Origin of the sequence: Bartonella sp. TS25HLJMH, from assembly GCF_042193505.1 — a bacterium.
Lineage (GTDB): Bacteria > Pseudomonadota > Alphaproteobacteria > Rhizobiales > Rhizobiaceae > Bartonella > Bartonella grahamii.
Genome location: NZ_JBHILV010000009.1, coordinates 35130 through 54284, shown reverse-complemented (window position 1 = coordinate 54284; position 19155 = coordinate 35130). Strand labels below are relative to the sequence as shown.

Genomic DNA, 19155 nt, shown 5'->3' with positions numbered 1-19155 from the left:
TTTCAAAAGAAATGGAAGTGAGTAAAGATGCATGCGCTTTAATATTCTAAGAAACATTATTTTACATCATGATATAGGAGTATAAGAAGCTTAAGAGCTTTAAAAGATGTATCATAACAAACCAAACGAAATCTTCCAACGTGAAGAGCCATTTACTATAAGTAAATGGCACAAGAATTAAACTGAAAAAACCCAAAATTTATCCTCCAGAATCGACCCGCTGCGAAGTATCCACATACGTAACCACAGACATCCCAGGAATGAGCTTTTCAATCCCCTCCTGCCCAGGATCTAAAGAAATCCGTACTGAAATACGTTGCGCAATTTTAATAAAATTACCAATTGTCGTATCTGTTTTTAACAATGAAAACTCTGAACCTGTCGCTGGAGCAAAACGAACCACACGCCCCGTTAACTTTTTGTTGTTCAATGCATCAACAGAAAAAACAACCGGCTGTCCCACACGCATCTGAGAAAGTTGCGTTTCCTTATAATTAGCAATAATCCAAATATCATCAGAAATAACAGAGACCAATTGCGTACCCGGCATAACATATTGCCCTACCCTAGCGCCAACCAATCCAATATAGCCTGTTCTAGGAGATAAAATCTTTGTATGATCGAGATTAATTTTTGCCAATTCAACACTCACCTTCGCTCCCGAAACTTCTGACTGTAAACTTTGTTTTTCAAGATTTAATTGTTTTTGCAATTGTCGTTTTGTTTCTAGAGCTGCTAAGAGTTGTGAAAGAGGGCGAGAAACAGAAATTGCCGCATCACCAAAGCCTAACTTTTTACTATCAGGAACAACATTAGAGAATGCTCGTGAACGCGCTAATTCTGCTTCTGCAGCATTAACTTCTCCCTGTAAAATCTGAGCTTGCAATTCAATACTTGCCAGTTTTGCATTTTTTGAATCGAGAACAGCCTGTGCTCGTGCAAGCTGCTGACGAAAAAGAGAATCATCAAGCTCAAAGAGCAGCATTCCTTTTTCAACACGTTGATAATCTTGCACATAAATCCGTGCAATCACCCCAGAGATCTGTGAACTAACCAGAGTAACATTGCCCTTAATGGAAGCATTATCCGTTATTTGAATGTTATTTACAAAAGGAGGAAGTCTCCAAGCCCACAAAATTAGCAAAATACCCGTAATACCTGACAGGAATGCAACAATCGTAGCTTTTGACCGTAATGCTTTTATCATTTTTTGCACCCCTCTTCTATAATATCACTCTACTTTTCTAACGCCCGCAAAGAGCATGACTTAACAACCATTGTGACAAGAAAGATAATGAATACAACCATTGAAATATAAAAATAAAGCCGAAAAACGTCATCATAAGCAAAAATATTTGCTGTTAACTTAAATTTTTCTATCAACATAGAAGTACCCTGTTCACTCCCCAAGCCATGGGGAACAGAAGCACCATAAGAAGGTGAAAACAAAGTATTCATCTCACCAGAAATAAGCGGATCAGTCACAACAATATTTTGTGTTAAGGACTCAAAGTTTTTATGGGCAAAATAAAACTGTAGGCTGCCAAAAAAAGCTGATCCCATCAATCCCCCTGTCACTTGCGTTAGCAAAAAAATCGCAATAAAACTCAAAACATAACGCGGTCCTCGCTCACCAGCAATCACAAACCCTTTGAAAAGAGCAGGAGGCAAAAAAAGTGCATAACTAAAACTCACCAACCCTTGGCTCAACATCATATCTTTCGGACGCGTTAAATAGTTCACACGACTATCTAAATAAGCTCCCAGCGCCAAACAACCTAAAGATAACAAATAAAAATAATCTTCACGCCCCGCCCGTAAAAAAAAGACACAAACAGCTCCCCCTAACAGAATACCCAATGTCACCGCAAGATACATGGGTGCCATTTCACGATTAAGCAAACCAAAAAGATTAAAAAAACCTACAGGCAAATTTGACCGCTCTAACAAAAAAACATGAAAGATCAATAAAATAAAAACAGATTGAACCATTTCTTTACTGAAAATCCAACGTAAATCAATCAACGGTTTTTCTCTATTAAGCTCAATAATAATAGCAATAACCAATGAGAAAATAGCAAGTGCAAGCCCCCAACCAATCCATGGTGCTTCATACCACCAATACAATATGCCAACAGACATAATCACGGCATTTAATCCAAGACCAAGAGCAATCAAACCATAACTTATCCAATCTAACTTTTGAATAACCTTACTGCGGACAACAGGCGTTAGAGGCAAAGTATAGATACAAACCAAGCTGATGAGAACCAACCCCATTTCTAGAGCGGAAAGACTGGAAAAACCACCATTTTCCAGTAAATTAGGAGAAATCAAACGTGATAAAGGTGCCGCTAAAGCCGCATTCATATAATTCAAACTAAGACCAACAGTAAACTTCTTTGCTGGAGCAAAAGCCTCCATCATATAAAGTAGCGCAAGCGAAGCCAAAGGAGCAGCAGCAATCCCAGCAAAAAAGCGAATAATCAATGCAGAACGCAAATCCGTAACAAAGAGTTGTAACACGCAAACCAAAACGAAGCCAAGGATTGATAATTCAGCAAAAGCACGCAACCCAAATTGATAGCGGATTTTGATCAACATAATCGCTACACTCACATTTGGCGCCATATAGGCCGCTACCAACCATGTTGTCTCGGTCAAAGTTGCGTGAAAATCACCCGTAAGATGGACAATGTTAGACTGAACAATATTAGCCCCTAAACCATAAGCCCATTGCAAAATAAGAGAAGCAAAAATATAAACAAAACATTTTGGCAAAGGTCCTGCAAAAATACGACCAGGATGAGGAAAAGGTTTTCCACCCCTTTTAGCAAACACAACCGTACTCTTTTTTCCGCTCATGTCACCTTTTTCCTGTATACGCTGCTACGCTTCTATCAACACAGCACCATCAGCTGACAATTGCTGGAAAAAAGCCTCTATTTTATGATTATCCTCATCTCTTGTCCCCCCTTCTAATGTCGCTTGAACCTGCAAAATCCGCTGTTCCAATACATCAAAAGAAAGATGCTCTACAGCCACAACGTGCTCTACCAATAAAGAGCAGCCCGAAAAGGTAATATTTGCAACGCCTCCGCATACAGCAAATAATTTTTCACCCAAAGAGGTGCGAACACGCACACTACCCAACACAATGCTTGCCACCAATGGCGCATGATGCGCCATAACTGTCAAAGAACCTGAAGCTGAAGGAAGAACAACAGACACTACCTGCTCTGAAAACACAATTTTTTCAGGCGATACAAGCTCAAATAAAAAATGCTCTTCTCTATTGTTTTCCACAAAAGTCTCCACAATACCCGATATAAGGACTCTCTGTTTTCTTCAACGACTTGTCCTTTTTAACGAAAAATATTCATGACAGTTTTCTCTTGAACAAGAAGCTTCTTACTAAGACGCCTCTGCCATGAGACGCTTTCCTTTTTCAAGTGCTTCATCAATTGAACCAACCATATAAAAAGCAGCTTCTGGCAAATCATCATAATCGCCAGCACAAAGACCTTTAAAGCCTTTGATTGTCTCTTCTAAAGGAACGAGTTTCCCTGGTGAGCCAGTAAAGGCTTCCGCAACATGGAAAGGTTGCGAAAGGAAACGTTCAATTTTACGCGCCCGTCCCACCAGCAATTTGTCATCTTCAGAAAGTTCATCCATTCCAAGAATAGCTATAATATCCTGAAGCGCTCTATAACGTTGTAAAATGGTTTGTACTTGACAAGCAACAGTGTAATGCTCTTCCCCTACAATCAATGGATCCAACATACGCGAGAAAGAGTCAAGTGGATCAACGGCCGGATAAATTCCTTTTTCCGCAATAGAGCGCGAAAGAACAGTTGTTGCATCCAAATGAGCAAAAGACGTTGCCGGCGCTGGATCCGTCAAATCATCAGCAGGAACATAAATTGCCTGAACGGAAGTAATAGAGCCTGTTTTTGTACTGGTAATACGTTCTTGCAAAGCCCCCATATCCGTTGCCAAAGTCGGCTGATACCCCACAGCAGAAGGGATACGCCCTAAAAGGGCTGACACTTCAGCACCAGCTTGCGTGAAACGGAAAATATTATCCACAAAGAAGAGAACATCTTGTCCTTCATCACGGAAACTTTCTGCAATTGTCAATCCTGAGAGAGCCACACGCGCACGCGCTCCTGGTGGTTCATTCATTTGCCCGTAAACAAGAGCACACTTTGACCCTTCCGTTGAACCATTATTCTCTTTTGGATTCACATTCACGCGGCTTTCGATCATTTCATAATAAAGATCATTTCCTTCCCGTGTACGTTCTCCCACACCAGCAAATACAGAATAGCCACCATGTGCCTTTGCAATATTGTTTATAAGCTCCATAATAAGAACGGTTTTTCCAACACCAGCACCACCAAACAAGCCAATTTTACCTCCTTTAGAATAAGGAGCTAACAAATCCACAACTTTAATACCGGTGACGAGAATTTCTGAAATGGTTGATTGCTCAACATATGCAGGTGCCTCTTGGTGAATAGAACGCGTTTTGGTTGCAGGAATTGGTCCCACATTATCCACCGGCTCTCCAATCACATTCATAATACGTCCCAATGTTGCTTCTCCTACAGGAACGCTAATTTGCGTGCCTGTATCCACAACCTTTTGGCCCCGCATCAAACCATCAGTTGTATCCATAGCAATCGTACGCACGGTATTTTCACCCAAATGCTGCGCAACTTCTAATACCAAGCGATTGCCTAAATTCTCTGTTTCCAAAGCGTTAAGAATATTTGGCAATTCACCTTCAAATTGCACATCAACGACAGCACCAATAACCTGCTTGATCTCACCAACAGCGCCTTTTGCACGCTCTTCTTTTTTTGCGGATGTATCTTTTTTTACAGGTGTATCTTTAGCTGCACTACGCGCAGACGCAGAGGAAGCCTTTACATCCGCTGAAGCCGTTACATCCACTTGAGACTTCGAAGCGGCTTTTTTGACGCCGGAACGAGCAGCTGGTTTCTTTTTTTCACCTTTTTCTGTTCCTTTGCTTGAGGTTACTGCTTTTACCATCAATCCTTACCTTTTCCATTTAAAGCGCTTCAGCGCCCGCAATAATTTCGATCAATTCTGTCGTAATCTGTGCCTGACGTTGACGATTATAAGCTACCGTCAATTTATTAATCATTTCACCTGCATTGCGCGATGCATTGTCCATAGCTGTCATCTTCGCACCCATCTCACCAGCAATATTTTCTAGTAAAGCCCGAAAAATTTGCACCGAAAGATTGCGTGGCACAAGCGCCTCTAAAAGAGAAGCCGCATCAGGTTCATACTCATAAACAATTGATTGTGAACCTTTGCTATGATCGGTTTGCTCCTCAACATCTATTGCCTCAACAGCTGCTTTTGGAGCAATCATCGGAATCAAGCCAAAAGCTGTTGGACGCTGATTAATCACAGAAATAAATTCAGAATAAAACAGCGTACAGACATCGAAAGCGCCTTCATTGAATAAATCAACAATCCGTTGACTAATCATCACCGCCTCTGCAAAACCAATGCGCTTTACAGCATGCAAATCGATATGATCAATTATCAAGCCTTTGTAATCACGCGATAAAATATCCGCACCTTTTTTGCCCACAGTAATAATTTTCACTATTTTACCAGCTGCCAACAATGCCTTAATCTGTTCACGTGCACGACGAGCGATTTGCACATTAAAAGCACCACACAAACCACGCTCAGCAGTACACACCACCAAGAGATGCACATCATCTCGCCCCGTACCACGCATAAGAGCAGGCGCATCAACACCATCTACATCAGCAGCAACACTGGTCAAAATATCAGCCATCCTCTTCGCATAAGGACGCGCAGACTGTGCTGCCTCTTGAGCACGATGCAACCTCGCCGCTGCAACCATCTGCATAGCTTTGGTGATCTTTTGTGTTGCTTTAACCGAAGCGATACGGTCTCTAAGATCTTTTAGTGAGGCCATTCAAGCATTCCATCAATTCATCACGAGAAATTTTTCGCATAAGTATTAAGAACAGTTATCAACTTATCTTTCAGCTCGTCTGTTATTTGCTTTTGCTCAGCAATTGCCTTTAAGAGATCTTGATAATCACTACGCAAAAGTACCAAAAGTCCCTGCTCAAACCGCGCAACATCAGAAACCGCCAAGGCATCAAGATAGCCATTCACACCTGCAAAAATAACCACAACTTGTTCTTCTGTTTTGAGTGGAGAAAATTGTGGCTGCTTCAACAGCTCTGTCAAGCGTGCACCCCGATTCAACAGCCGCTGGGTTGACGCATCCAAATCAGAACCAAACTGCGCAAAAGCTGCCATTTCACGATATTGCGCCAATTCACCTTTAATTGAGCCAGCAACTTGCTTCATTGCCTTAATTTGTGCGGCAGAACCAACACGCGACACAGAAAGACCAACATTTACAGCAGGACGAATTCCTTGATAAAATAAATTAGTCTCTAGAAAAATTTGCCCATCAGTAATCGAAATCACATTTGTAGGAATATAGGCAGAAACATCATTTGCTTGCGTTTCAATAACCGGCAAAGCTGTCAACGACCCAGATCCATTTTCCGCATTCAACTTCGCAGCCCGCTCTAAAAGACGCGAATGCAGATAGAAAACGTCTCCCGGATAAGCTTCACGACCTGGAGGGCGGCGCAATAAAAGAGACATTTGACGATACGCCACCGCTTGTTTTGACAAATCATCATAACCGATCAAAGCATGTTGTCCATTATCACGGAAATACTCACCCATAGCACATCCAGCAAGAGGTGCAATAAATTGCAGTGGTGCTGGATCAGAAGCGGTCGCTGCAACAATAATAGAATATTCCAACGCTCCACGTTCTTCTAAAACTTTAACGAATTGTGCCACCGTCGAACGTTTTTGACCGATAGCCACATAAATACAATAAACTTTGTCTTGCTCTCGTCCAGCCCCTTTTTCATGAAAAGGTTTTTGGTTTAAAAATGTATCGAGCAAAATTGCTGTTTTTCCTGTTTGGCGATCACCAATCACCAATTCACGCTGCCCCCGTCCAATAGGGATGAGTGCATCAATCGCTTTCAATCCGGTCGACATCGGTTCATGCACTGACTGACGCGGAATAATTCCAGGAGCCTTAACATCGACACGACGACGCTCTGTTGCTTTAATAGGACCCTTACCATCTATAGGGTTTCCCAACGCATCAACCACACGCCCGAGCAAAGCGGGCCCCACAGGAACATCGACGATAGCGCCTAACCGCTTTACACAATCACCTTCACGAATATCGCGATCTGAGCCAAAAATGACCACACCAACATTATCAACTTCCAAATTGAGGGCCATACCGCGCACACCGTTTGGAAAAGCAACCATTTCCCCTGCTTGGACATTATCCAAACCATAAACGCGAGCGATACCATCCCCTACAGAGAGAACCCAACCAATTTCTGAAACCTCAGCCTTTTGGTCAAAGTTTTTGATTTGCTCTTTTAGAATTTTTGAAATTTCAGATGGTCTAATATCCATCAGCTGACCTCTTTTTTCAATGCAAGCTTAAGCGAAGACAATTTTGTGAGAAGAGACGTATCAATTTGAGACGACCCCACACGAACGATTAATCCACCAAGAATTGTTGGATTCACAATGCTGTGTAGCAAAACTTTTCCTCCAACGACACCTTCCAAAGCCTCACACAACTCTTGTCTTTGTTGAGAACTTAAGGGGCGCGCAGAAACAATTTGCGCAGTAATCTGCCTACGAGCGCGTGCAACACAACGCTGGAAAGCGTGTAAAATACCAAATACGGCACTAAGCCTACGGTTTATTGCAACAACGCGTAAAAAATCACCAATAACCTGCCCTGCGTTTTTATCAGCAAATTTGATGTTTGCACAAACAGATTGCATCACCTTAATTTGCTCTTTAACTGAAAAGAATGGACTAAGCACAAAGCGTTTTAAATCTTTATTTTGCTCCAAAACAAGTAAAAGATCTTCCACTGCCTTTGCAACCTTTTCAACGTTTCCGGCTTCTTGAACGCAATCAAAAAGCGCTTGCGCATAGCGTTGATCTACCAACGGCAGCGGTATGAGAGAAAATGAATCCGACACGAAATACCGCCTCTTTCCCTTGAGCGATTCTCTGATAGTTATCAGATGAAATGAAACAGACATTCTCAATCTTAAGAATCTTCTTCTTAAAACCTAGAACAAAAATCACTTGATTTCTAGCATAGACATAGCCGACTCGCAACACCACAAATCGCTGCTTTTTAAAAATTTTAATAAAATATTCAAAATATTTTTGAAAAGAATTTTTTTTAGATATACAGGATGGCATCACAGTTTTTTTATGCCTCTTTTTAACATTCTCTGAGCGATTTTTTCATTCTCTTTGATTTTTCTTCAAATGCTCTTGCCACCATAAAAAAACACTTTTTCTCTAAAAACACTCCCTTTATCACCACAAGACCTTTAATGAGATGCGAATGCGACTGAAAAAGTCTATTATTGCAAACTGATAAGAAAGAATTGATCTTTTTTCTTCAAATACCTACTCCTTTTAAAAAATTTCACCAAGTATATTTTTTTGTAAACACAATCTTTAAGCATACAATGCATTGATTTATAAGGATAATGTATCATTTTTCATACCAGATGAGCCCCAAACATCGAAAGATCTCTCTTTTCAAATCTTTCTATCAAAATCACTCCCTTGCTCCATCACAAACAAAAAAGGAAATGATTAAAGAAAAAAACACCTCGTATAAACGCTCTCAAGTACCAAAGGCTTTCGTAATACTAAAAGATGAGGAGCCTTAACGCGGTTTTTTCATTCATGAAAGCTTTTACATTCTACACTCGAGAAACATCGTAAAATGAATTCAAGCATGCTGAGAAATATTTGCTTAAACCAGCATATGAATACAGTAATACAATAGATATTCTGTAATATTCCGTTTTGGACATTCTGCTTACATGAAAAATGTGCCCCCATTAGAGAATGAAAGTAACAAAAGCATGAAACAATGGATAATCTCCATTTCACGACAGCACCCATGAATGCTATAATGGTAACCTCATCGAGCAGCCTCATCTTTACACTTATGAAAGAACAAGCTGGCACCATCATATACTTTACCATCTCCCAATTTTACGACAGCCCTTAATACTTGAGATGATTGGGTATTTTAGTCCCTTCTTGTATAGTTTCACTCGACACAGTCCCCCCGTCTGTAACATGCAAACGAATGGTGTTAATTGATCAATATAAACAGATTTGAAATAAGAGAATCCTACAATAGTTGAGACTCTAATGTGAATAACGGCATATTATCACTATAAATCAATATGTTATTATTTACAAAAATTATAATTATGGGTGCTTTTGAAAATTCTAGAGCCGTAAATAAGGATAACAACGATGAATACGCATTTTGACCTTTACGCTCCAAAATGAGTCTTCTATGTTCTCGTCAAAGATAAATAAAATAGATATATGCAATATTTTCGCCCTAATCTAGCATACAAAAGCAGCTACGACTCGTACAGTACTAATACACCTTATGAACGCTGCTTCATAAGGTTTTAAGGTCAAACAATATCAAAAACACGACCTTTTATGCCACATAGCTTCACTTTATATTGCAATATATTGCACTGTTTTTAGAAAAAGCATAGATCAATATCAATTTGAACCCGTATAGAATTCGATTTTTGGTGTATTTGCAGGCATCTTCAGCCCCTATAATCAACCATTATAAAAAGAATAAAGGATACTATCCCTAAAACAAAAAAGTAGTAAAAACCGAAATGATAGCGCCCTCGAATAAGAGAGACGCTTCTGCTGGTTTTATAACAAAAATATTTTTTCCCGTGGCGCTGCTTAATGCAATGCACATATCATATTCTGCTACTTGGATACTTATTCTGAAATATATAATATTAAAGTAAAGCACCTTAAGCTAAAGAGACCTTCACTTTATGTGAGACTGGTTTTAGAAAAAACTTTGCGGATCAATATCAATTTGAACCCGAACGGAACTGGGCATTTTGGGTGTACCGCTAAGCATTGCACGTATAAACCCTTGTATATCAAAAGAGCGCTGTCCTTGCAGCAAAAGCCGAAAACGATAACGCCCCCGAACCAAAGCCAAAGGCGCTTCTGCTGGTCCCATAACCGAGATATTTTTTTCCCGTGGCGCTGCTTGACGCAATGCGCGCGCATAATGTTCTGCTGCTTGGCGCTGTTGTGCAGAAACAATCAAAGAGGCAAGCCGCCCATAGGGAGGCAAATGATAATGCTGGCGCGCCGCAATCTCACGTGTATAAAAATCTTCTGACTGACATGAAAGTAAGGCTTTAATGACCGGATGATCTGGTTGATAAGTTTGCAATAATCCTAAGCTTTCCAATCCCACACGCCCTGCTCTTCCGGTAACTTGGGAAAGCAGCTGGTAGGTACGTTCACTTGCGCGTAAATCGCCATTGGCAAGACCAAGATCAGCATCAATAACGCCAACCAAAGAGAGCTTGGGAAAATGATGTCCTTTAGCAACTAACTGTGTTCCAATAATAATGTCCACATCGCCATTTGCAATGGCTTGTAATTCGCTTCGCAACTTCCCAATCCCTCCTTTGAGATCTGTTGAAAGAATCAATGATCGCGCTTGAGGAAAAAGCATTTGTGTTTCCTCAGCAATTCTTTCCACACCCGGTCCACAAGCCACGAGATGGTCTAATGTCCCGCATTCAGGACAGGCTTGAGGAAGTGGTTGATGATACCCACAATGATGACATTTCAGTTGCCCTTGCGCACGATGTTCTACCAACCAACTTGAACAATCAGTACAATGAAAACGATGTCCGCAAATTCGGCATAAAGTTAAAGGTGCATAACCACGACGATTAAGAAAAAGAAGAGCTTGTTCGCCCTTATCAAGCGTTTGTTTTAAAGCCCTTTCAAGAGCAAAGGAAATAAAGCGCCCCTTTTGCACCCCTCCTTGGCGCATATCAACCACCCGCAACTGTGGAAGTGCTACTTCTTTAAAACGGGAAGGTAAATGCACCTTTTGATAACGCCCTTTTAAAACATTGGCTTGGCTTTCAATCGACGGTGTGGCTGAAGATAAAATAACAGGAAAATGCTCAAAAGAGCCCCGTGCAACAGCCATATCACGCGCATGATAAAAAATGCGCTCTTCTTGTTTATAAGCGCTATCATGTTCTTCATCGACAACAATCAAGCCAAGCTCATGAAAGGGAAGAAAAAGCGCTGAACGAGCCCCCGCAACGACACGCACCCGCCCTTCTGCAACTTGCCGCCAGACGCGTTCTCTACGACGTGGCGTCAAATCAGAATGCCATTCCGCTGCCGCAGCTCCAAAGCGTGCATAAAAACGATCTAAAAACTGCTGTGTTAAAGCAATTTCCGGCAATAAAATTAAAACCTGCTTGCCCCCTTTGAAGGCTTGAGCAACCCCTTCAAAATAAACCTCTGTCTTTCCTGATCCCGTAACACCATCAAGCAAAAAAACTTGAAACTGAGAAGATAAAACACCTTCTCGCAACATTTTTGCTGCTTTATTTTGCGCTCCCTGCAACTGAGGAGGACAAAAGTCAGGATCAGGCATTGCCACAATATCAGAAGCAGGAACTATAATATCTTCAAAAACCCCTAGCGCTTTTAAACCTTCAACAACAGAAACCGAAGTGCCAGCCGCATGCGCAAGACCAGAACGTGTCCATATCTTCTCATTACGCACCAATTCCAAAACCCGTGATCGCGCTGGTGTGAGACGTTCTACATTTCCACCACAATATCGCAAACCCAGCATCTGCGCTTCCGGCTCTAAAGCAGCCGGTACAGATAAAACCAATCGCGCGACAAGACCAAAAGGCGCCATTGTATAGCGACTAACAAAACGCAAAAATGTGATCATTTCTGCCTTTAATGGGGGACAATCAAAAACATGAAGCAGAGAGCGTAATTTTTCACGCGCCACCGAACCAGACCTTTGCCCATCTGCTGTCTTCTCTCCAACATCCACAACAAAACCGCAAAGCTCACGCCCCATCACCGGAACCCGAACAAAGGAACCAACGTTCACCTCCATAGAAGATGGAACTTTATAACTATAAGCGTGAGCAACAGGAAGAGGAACCAATACGGATACAATCTCTTCCTCTATCACGTTTGAATGCATCTTTTAAACCAATCTATGACCTCTTGAGCACCAACAGGTCTACACCTTATCTTTAAACACTCTTATAAAATTCATTGCGGGATTCAATCTCTCCCCCCTCTCACAACACTTTTCTCACAAAAATTCTTTTTAATACTCATTTCATCACCAAAGTGCCAATAAAAAAACCAATCTCATCGTCTATAACAAAAAAACTCTATAGCAAAAAAACCAGCGCCATTCTTCTGTGCAAATAAAGCTCATTACTATAAGCATTCAGCATGATATTGTAAGTGAGCTCTTCAACAAAGCTATCCCATAGTGTAACTTCTTCCCAACACACACGTTTATTTTTTTTACCGCCTCCTATCTCAATTTATCTTCAACAAACTGATTTATAAAGATATAATCATCATTTACCTATTGTAATAAAAATCCTCAATACGATGAATTTTTCTCATTTCAAACCCATCGAGGAACATTTGTAAATTCTTATTAATGAGAGAGTATCCCATGGTTTTAATTACAGGGAGAATAATATTGCAAATGGAACCGTTACAATAGTCACCTTAGCTTTGTGCCAAAACCTGGAAACATGTGCGTACATCTTTCAGCTTGATTGAGAATCAAGCAACAATACAAGCAGCACAAAAACCTATTATTAAAGAATGGGTAACACAGAATAAATCAATGTAATTGACCATAAAAAACACTTCATGTGTAAAATTTTACATATCTTCTTCAATGGTGTTTTACGATAAAATAAATCCATTCGCTTCTATCAAAAATGAGGTTAAACGTACCCCCTGAAAAAAGGAGGTATCTTATGATGCTCTCTCAAATATCAAGAGCAATCGCAAATAGGAAATGAACAAAGTGTGTGATAATGCTAGCTTATTTTCATAAGTATAAAAATACCGCTACGCAAAGATTCCAATACGCAAAAATGTTGGTACACAATAAGCCCTATGCCTTATTACGAGCAACGATATAAAATGGGTACGGAAACAATAAGTAATATTTCTTTACCGAAAACGGGTACATGGTTAACATCATAGCATTCTTGTTCTTTACACAGAGAGTAATTCTTTCTCTTGCTTTTGCAGTCAACAATAGCGCATAACAAAAAATAGGATAAAAGCTAAAAAGAAGAGGTTAGATATGAAGTTTTTTGTGGATAGCGCCAATATAGAAGAAATCCAAGAGTTACAGAATTTAAGCCTTGTAGATGGTGTCACCACCAATCCCTCTCTTATCCTAAAATCAGGACGCAATATTCTTGATGTCACAAAAGAAATTTGTGCTCTCATTAGCGGACCTGTTTCTGCTGAAGTTGCAGCAACGGAATTTGAAAACATCATGAAAGAAGCGGCTGTTTTAGCAAAGATTGCCGACAATATTTGTATCAAGCTTCCTTTAACACTCGATGGATTAAAAGCCTGTAAAGCCCTCACAAAAGAAGGACTAAAAACAAATCTTACACTTTGCTTTTCTGCCAATCAAGCCTTATTAGCAGCCAAAGCAGGCGCAACATTTGTTTCGCCTTTTATTGGTAGACTTGATGATTGCGGAAATGATGGAAGTGAACTGCTTCATGAAATTCGCACAATTTATGATAACTATAACTTTGAAACACAAATCTTGGCCGCTTCAATCCGCACCGTTAATCATGTCAAAGAAGCGGCACTAAGTGGTGCTGACGTTGCAACAGTTCCACCAGCAATCTTAAAAGCACTGGTCAAACACCCTCTCACTGATAAAGGGTTGCAAATATTTCTCAACGACTGGAAAAAAACAGGACAAAATATTGCTTAATATCTATAATTTTTATTGGAAAGATCTTTTGAAAGTAACAAAAAAATCTGTTCAGCCAACTCTTCGGCAACCCGTTTTTTTGCGTCTTCTTCTGCTTGCATCGTTGCATATTCTTGACGAAGTCGATCAAAAGATGCATTCATCATTGCTGTTCCTTTTGCAACAAGAGTGTTTTTCATATCCTGCAAAGTGTAAGAAGCTCTGCTCATAACAGTTCCAACAGAAGGTCGTCCTTTTCGTTTTTTCTCGAAATCAACCTCTATCTGCATAGATTCTCTTGTAGATACGGATATCTGCAATGCCAATCGATAAGCAGGTAGAGAAGGTTTACCCCCATTTCCATACAAAAGAAACAGCAGATGATTGCGCACCAATTGACCAAAACGATCCGAAGGCTCTTCCACAACAATAGAAGCAAGCTTTTGCGCAAGCCCCAAAGAAGCTTGCCCAGAAACAGGATTCCCATAAGAAGCAGAATCCATTGTCATTGCACTCTGCAACTCTTGACGATAAAGCGGTTCAACTTTGCATCCACACAACAGTGTGAATACGCCAGCTAAAACGACAAGAATAAAACTTTTAAAAAACGACATTCACAATCCTTTGTGGAACAATAATGATTTTTTTCACAGGCTTTTCCACCAGCTGTGCCTTTACAAAATCTAAAGCCAAAACCGCTTCTTTAATCATCGTTTCATTTGCTGTTGCTGCAACGCTCACCTCACCGCGTTTTTTACCATTAATTTGTACTGGCAAAGTATAGCATTCCGCAACGGTTAACGCGCGATCATAAACAGGCCAAGCAAGCGCAGACATTAAAGTTTTTCCCCCTAAAGCAGCATGACATTCTTCTGCTAAATGGGGCATCATCGGTGCAATCATGGCAAGAAAAAAATCCATGGCTTGACGTAAAGAAGCTTTCATTTCATCGTCAACACTTGCTATCTTGTTGAGCAACGGTGCCATAATATTCAAGAATTCATAAAGGCGTGCAATAGCCCGATTAAAAGCAAATTTTTCCAAATCATCTTCTACAGCGCAAAGCGTGCGATGTGCAACCTTTGAAAGTTCCAAAGCTGCCCCCTGATGCCCTGCACAAGGCGCCACATCCTTTAAAACAGAAGCACTCAAAGCCACACAACGCCAAACACGCTGTACAAAGCGATGGGCTCCTTCAACACCAGATTCTGTCCAGATGACATCCCTATCAGGGGGAGAATCTGACAACACAAACCAACGCACAGTATCAGCGCCATAGGATGCGATAATATCATCAGGATCAATAACATTCTTTTTGGATTTCGACATTTTTTCAATCGAACCAATCATCACTTCACTTTGATCAGTCAATTTGTAAGCCTGTCGTTTTCCATCCTTTTCAACAATGGAAATTTCTGCTGGAGAAACCCACCCTTGATCATCCCGATAGGTTTCATGCACCACCATCCCTTGAGTAAAAAGCCCCTTAAAAGGCTCATCAACAGTCACATGACCGATCAATTTCATAGCACGCATAAAAAAGCGTGCATAAAGAAGATGCAAAATGGCATGCTCAATTCCACCAATATATTGTTGCACAGGCAACCATTCAGAGATTGCTTGTTTGTCGACAGGTTCCTGCGCAAGAGGAGCCGTAAAGCGTGCATAATACCAAGAAGAGTCAACAAATGTATCCATGGTATCTGTTTCACGTTTGGCAGATTGACCACAGGAAGGACAAGTAACATTCTGCCATGTTTCATGCCGTGCAAGAGGATTTCCAGGTTGATCAAACGTAACATCATCAGGTAACACAACTGGTAAATCGGTGCGCGGCACAGGAATCACTCCGCAAGATGTACAATGGATCATCGGAATGGGGCACCCCCAATAACGTTGACGTGAAATCCCCCAATCACGCAATCGAAATTGCACTGTTTTTTTCCCTTGCGGTTGCCCATTGAGCATTTGTTCTTCAAGCCTTTTGGCTGCTTCTTCAAAAGCTTGTTGAGGTGTCAAACCATTCAAAAAGCTGGAGTTGATCATCACACCATCACCCGTATAAGGTGTGTCAGCAATGACAAAATCTTCTGCTTGCTCTCCTTTTGGCAAAACCACCGGTTTTATTGGAAGATCATATTTACGCGCAAAATCGAAATCTCTCTGATCATGAGCCGGACAACCAAAAACAACCCCTGTTCCATAATCCATAAGCACAAAATTCGCGATATAAACAGGAATATGTACTGTTGAATCAAAAGGATGAACTGCCAAAAGGGGCGTAAGAAATCCTTGTTTTTCAGCTGTTTCAAGTGCTGCTGTTGTCGTTCCACCACACCGACAGTTTTCGATAAAAGCACTCAACGCTTTATCTTTCTTTGCCAAAGCTTGTGCAATGGGATGGTCAACAGACAGAGCTAAAAAAGAGGCGCCAAAAAGTGTATCAGGACGTGTTGAATAACAAACAACCTCATCAAATGTCTCACAAACATCATCAACACCACTTGTTGCCTTTAAAGCCCAACGAATCAGTAAACCTTGCGATTTTCCAATCCAATTTTTTTGCATAGTGCGAACTTTTTCGGGCCACTGCTCCAGCTCTTCAAGCCCAGCCAAGAGCTCTTCACTAAAGTCGCTAATTTTGAAAAACCACTGCGTCAATTCACGCTGTTCCACCAACGCACCAGAACGCCAACCCCGCCCATCAACAACCTGCTCATTGGCCAAAACGGTGTGGTCAACAGGATCCCAATTCACCTTAGCCACTTTACGCGCAACCAAACCCTTTTGATAGAAATCAAGGAACAACATTTGTTGACGATGGTAATATTCCACATCACAAGTCGCAAATTCACGCGTCCAATCTAAAGAGAGCCCTAATTGCTTTAATTGCCCGCGCATCACAGCAATATTCTGATAGGTCCAAGTTTTAGGATGCACTTTACTTTGCAGAGCAGCATTTTCAGCCGGCATACCAAAAGCATCCCAGCCCATAGGATGAAGCACATTAAAACCCTTTGCCCTTTTATAGCGTGCCACCACATCCCCCATGGCATAATTGCGCACATGCCCCATGTGAATGCGGCCTGACGGATAAGGAAACATTTCTAAAACATAATATTTTTCACGAGCATCTTCTTGAACAGTCTGAAAAATTTTCTTTTCATCCCAAATTTCTTGCCATTTTTTTTCTCTCGCACGTGGATTATAGCGTTCGCCTATATTATAATGTCCAATCGTCATTCCCATTATACTCTTTTAATAAAACAGAACCAAAAACTTGTTTTATTATGCTTGACCATGGATTAACCTCATCGTCAACATTTTCGTGAAATTTTTTCCTAAGTATTTTATAAAACTTTTAAAAAAACGACCAACTCTTGAACAAAAAAGGTAAAGCACAAAAATATGAATACACAAACGCCCCTCAATGCCCCTTCCATTGAAGCATGGCAAAACCTTCAAAAAGACATTGCTGAAACATGTCAAGAACTACAACGCCCCGTAGAAGAAATTGAACTTATCGCTGTTTCAAAAACTGTTTCTTCTGTTGATATACGACCCCTTTTGCGAGCAGGCCAATCTTTGTTTGCAGAAAACCGCGTGCAAGAAGCGGCACAAAAATGGCTCGAGTTACGTCAACAATTTGAAAATATTAAGCTTCATCTCATCGGTCCCCTACAATCAAATAAAACAGCAGAGGCGGTCAAACTTTTTGATGTTATTCAAACGGTTGACCGTGAAAAAATAGCAAAAAGCTTATCTGAAGAAATGGAAAAACAAAAAAGGCATCTTCCTTGCTATGTTCAGGTTAACATTGGCTTAGAACCGCAAAAAAGTGGTATCGCACCACAAGAAGCGACATCTTTTGTCAACCAATGCAAAAACAACTATGGACTTGATATCATCGGTCTTATGGGCATCCCCCCTGTCGATGAAAACCCCGGACCCTATTTCGCGCTCTTAGCAAAATTAGCAAAACAAGCAGGTCTTCCAAAGCTTTCCATGGGCATGTCCAGTGACTTCAAAACTGCTCTACAGTTTGGCTCTAACGTCCTTCGCATTGGCTCTGCTTTATTTGGAAAACGCCCTGTGTAAAGCAATTTCCCCTCATATAAATTCATTCCCCCTTCATATAAATCTCCCTTGAAAACTCTACGAACAAGCCAAAAACAACAGAAATGAGAAAAAATATTTCCTTCAATATCAATAAGAGCAATTCTAGCAAAAAAGATTCCAGTCCCTCTTTCATCCTGTTAGCAAAATAAGCAAAAAAGCTGATCTTCTCAAATTTCTCACCAGCACATCCACAACACATACAATAGATTTAAGATAGCATTGCAATTTGGCTCTCATATTCTCGCACATTGGCTCTACTTCACCTCCCCTCTGACCGCCTCTCCAGCAAAAGCAACGTAAAAAATAAATCCTTATATAAAGGCAAAATGATAAGAGGGGCGTTGCGCATGAATGAAAAACTATCGCGAAATAAATAATTGCAAAAGAATATTCAATACGATTATCGCAATGATTTCCATTAAAAACCACGAATTCTCTTAAACTTCTCCAACACGCGTAAACAATTTCCCCACATGCCAATGGCGTAAAGCAGGCAAAAAGAGGCTTATGGCTGCATAATACAGTAACAAAACTCTTTCATGTAAGCCACTTGAGCAAAATAAACATCTCAAATGCCCAATAGAGCACCAAAAGCCGCGCTAAACAACATGAATAGCAATCTATAAGGTCCAACGATAGCATAAAGACTTTCTATGCTCTACAAAGCGTAAAATACGGTCAATATTCGCCTGAAAAATAAAAGAACGAATCCCATTCATATGCACATAATACATGCATGCAAAACAATGGCAATGAAACCGATCCCAATAACGATATTTCTTTATCATTATTCCTTTGTGGATTTCTTAAACAAAGAGAAAAACTTCAACTTTTAATATACGCAATTTTTCTAAATTTAAACTTTAATTAAGAAAAAATATGGTATCATTTCTTATATTTTAAAAACTTATAATTAATATTATTATCTTTTTAAGAATAAAAATTTCATATATACATAATATAGTTATTATTTATACAGTATTTTTATTGTTATTTTTAAAGTTTATCTTTGACATTTTCTAAAAATACGCGATAGCCAT

At 40.4% G+C, this 19155-nt stretch carries 13 protein-coding genes; 2 read left to right on the top strand and 11 right to left on the bottom strand.

What is annotated here, in order from left to right; genetic code table 11:
* Positions 1-199 precede the first annotated feature (199 nt).
* The 8 genes from ACFINF_RS05665 to ACFINF_RS05630 all read right to left on the bottom strand — a co-directional run bounded on the left by ACFINF_RS05665 (position 200) and on the right by ACFINF_RS05630 (position 12223).
* Positions 200-1207 (bottom strand): HlyD family secretion protein, encoded by a 1008-nt coding sequence (locus ACFINF_RS05665; RefSeq protein ID WP_375620032.1) that lies wholly within the window; start codon positions 1205-1207, stop codon positions 200-202.
* 29 nt (positions 1208-1236) lie between these two features.
* On the bottom strand, positions 1237-2865 hold the full coding sequence (locus ACFINF_RS05660; RefSeq protein ID WP_375620031.1) for an MFS transporter: 1629 nt from the start codon (positions 2863-2865) through the stop codon (positions 1237-1239).
* Positions 2866-2889: 24 nt separating this feature from the next.
* Positions 2890-3306: an ATP synthase F1 subunit epsilon gene (gene atpC / locus ACFINF_RS05655; protein WP_015856985.1), complete on the bottom strand. Its 417-nt coding sequence runs from the start codon at positions 3304-3306 to the stop codon at positions 2890-2892.
* A gap of 108 nt (positions 3307-3414) precedes the next feature.
* On the bottom strand, positions 3415-5058 hold the full coding sequence (gene atpD / locus ACFINF_RS05650; protein WP_375620030.1) for a F0F1 ATP synthase subunit beta: 1644 nt from the start codon (positions 5056-5058) through the stop codon (positions 3415-3417).
* Between the two features lie 19 nt (positions 5059-5077).
* Positions 5078-5989 (bottom strand): F0F1 ATP synthase subunit gamma, encoded by a 912-nt coding sequence (locus tag ACFINF_RS05645; protein WP_375620029.1) that lies wholly within the window; start codon positions 5987-5989, stop codon positions 5078-5080.
* 20 nt (positions 5990-6009) lie between these two features.
* Positions 6010-7545 (bottom strand): F0F1 ATP synthase subunit alpha, encoded by a 1536-nt coding sequence (gene atpA / locus ACFINF_RS05640; protein ID WP_026500438.1) that lies wholly within the window; start codon positions 7543-7545, stop codon positions 6010-6012.
* Positions 7545-8129, bottom strand: a complete 585-nt coding sequence (atpH, locus tag ACFINF_RS05635) for an ATP synthase F1 subunit delta (RefSeq protein ID WP_375620028.1) — start codon at positions 8127-8129, stop codon at positions 7545-7547. Before atpH ends, atpA begins: the two co-directional genes overlap by 1 nt.
* A 1886-nt stretch (positions 8130-10015) precedes the next feature.
* Positions 10016-12223 (bottom strand): primosomal protein N', encoded by a 2208-nt coding sequence (locus ACFINF_RS05630; protein WP_375620027.1) that lies wholly within the window; start codon positions 12221-12223, stop codon positions 10016-10018.
* A 1140-nt stretch (positions 12224-13363) separates the two neighbouring features.
* Here ACFINF_RS05630 and fsa point away from each other — a divergent pair.
* Complete coding sequence (gene fsa / locus ACFINF_RS05625; RefSeq protein ID WP_375620026.1) at positions 13364-14017, top strand: fructose-6-phosphate aldolase; 654 nt, start codon at positions 13364-13366, stop codon at positions 14015-14017.
* Here fsa and ACFINF_RS05620 read toward each other — a convergent pair.
* Positions 14014-14610 (bottom strand): hypothetical protein, encoded by a 597-nt coding sequence (locus tag ACFINF_RS05620; RefSeq protein ID WP_375620025.1) that lies wholly within the window; start codon positions 14608-14610, stop codon positions 14014-14016. The two genes, fsa and ACFINF_RS05620, sit on opposite strands and share 4 nt — an antisense overlap.
* Entirely contained in the window at positions 14597-17239 is a 2643-nt protein-coding gene (gene leuS, locus ACFINF_RS05615; RefSeq protein ID WP_375620049.1) for a leucine--tRNA ligase, read from the bottom strand. Before leuS ends, ACFINF_RS05620 begins: the two co-directional genes overlap by 14 nt.
* 165 nt (positions 17240-17404) lie before the next feature.
* Here leuS and ACFINF_RS05610 point away from each other — a divergent pair, with 165 nt between their 5' ends.
* Entirely contained in the window at positions 17405-18094 is a 690-nt protein-coding gene (locus ACFINF_RS05610) for a YggS family pyridoxal phosphate-dependent enzyme (RefSeq protein WP_375620024.1), read from the top strand.
* 641 nt (positions 18095-18735) lie between these two features.
* Here the strand turns inward: ACFINF_RS05610 and ACFINF_RS05605 are convergent.
* Positions 18736-18903: a hypothetical protein gene (locus ACFINF_RS05605; protein WP_375620023.1), complete on the bottom strand. Its 168-nt coding sequence runs from the start codon at positions 18901-18903 to the stop codon at positions 18736-18738.
* Positions 18904-19155 lie beyond the last annotated feature (252 nt).

What these genes read in the sequence shown, in the direction of transcription:
- ACFINF_RS05665 (WP_375620032.1), bottom strand. Translation starts at nt 1,207, where the DNA reads ATGATAAAAGCATTACGGTCAAAAGCTACGATTGTTGCATTCCTGTCA.
- ACFINF_RS05660 (WP_375620031.1), bottom strand. Translation starts at nt 2,865, where the DNA reads ATGAGCGGAAAAAAGAGTACGGTTGTGTTTGCTAAAAGGGGTGGAAAA.
- atpD (WP_375620030.1), bottom strand. Translation starts at nt 5,058, where the DNA reads ATGGTAAAAGCAGTAACCTCAAGCAAAGGAACAGAAAAAGGTGAAAAA.
- ACFINF_RS05645 (WP_375620029.1), bottom strand. Translation starts at nt 5,989, where the DNA reads ATGGCCTCACTAAAAGATCTTAGAGACCGTATCGCTTCGGTTAAAGCA.
- atpA (WP_026500438.1), bottom strand. Translation starts at nt 7,545, where the DNA reads ATGGATATTAGACCATCTGAAATTTCAAAAATTCTAAAAGAGCAAATC.
- ACFINF_RS05630 (WP_375620027.1), bottom strand. Translation starts at nt 12,223, where the DNA reads ATGCATTCAAACGTGATAGAGGAAGAGATTGTATCCGTATTGGTTCCT.
- fsa (WP_375620026.1), top strand. Translation starts at nt 13,364, where the DNA reads ATGAAGTTTTTTGTGGATAGCGCCAATATAGAAGAAATCCAAGAGTTA.
- ACFINF_RS05620 (WP_375620025.1), bottom strand. Translation starts at nt 14,610, where the DNA reads ATGTCGTTTTTTAAAAGTTTTATTCTTGTCGTTTTAGCTGGCGTATTC.
- leuS (WP_375620049.1), bottom strand. Translation starts at nt 17,239, where the DNA reads ATGACGATTGGACATTATAATATAGGCGAACGCTATAATCCACGTGCG.
- ACFINF_RS05610 (WP_375620024.1), top strand. Translation starts at nt 17,405, where the DNA reads ATGAATACACAAACGCCCCTCAATGCCCCTTCCATTGAAGCATGGCAA.
- ACFINF_RS05605 (WP_375620023.1), bottom strand. Translation starts at nt 18,903, where the DNA reads ATGATAAAGAAATATCGTTATTGGGATCGGTTTCATTGCCATTGTTTT.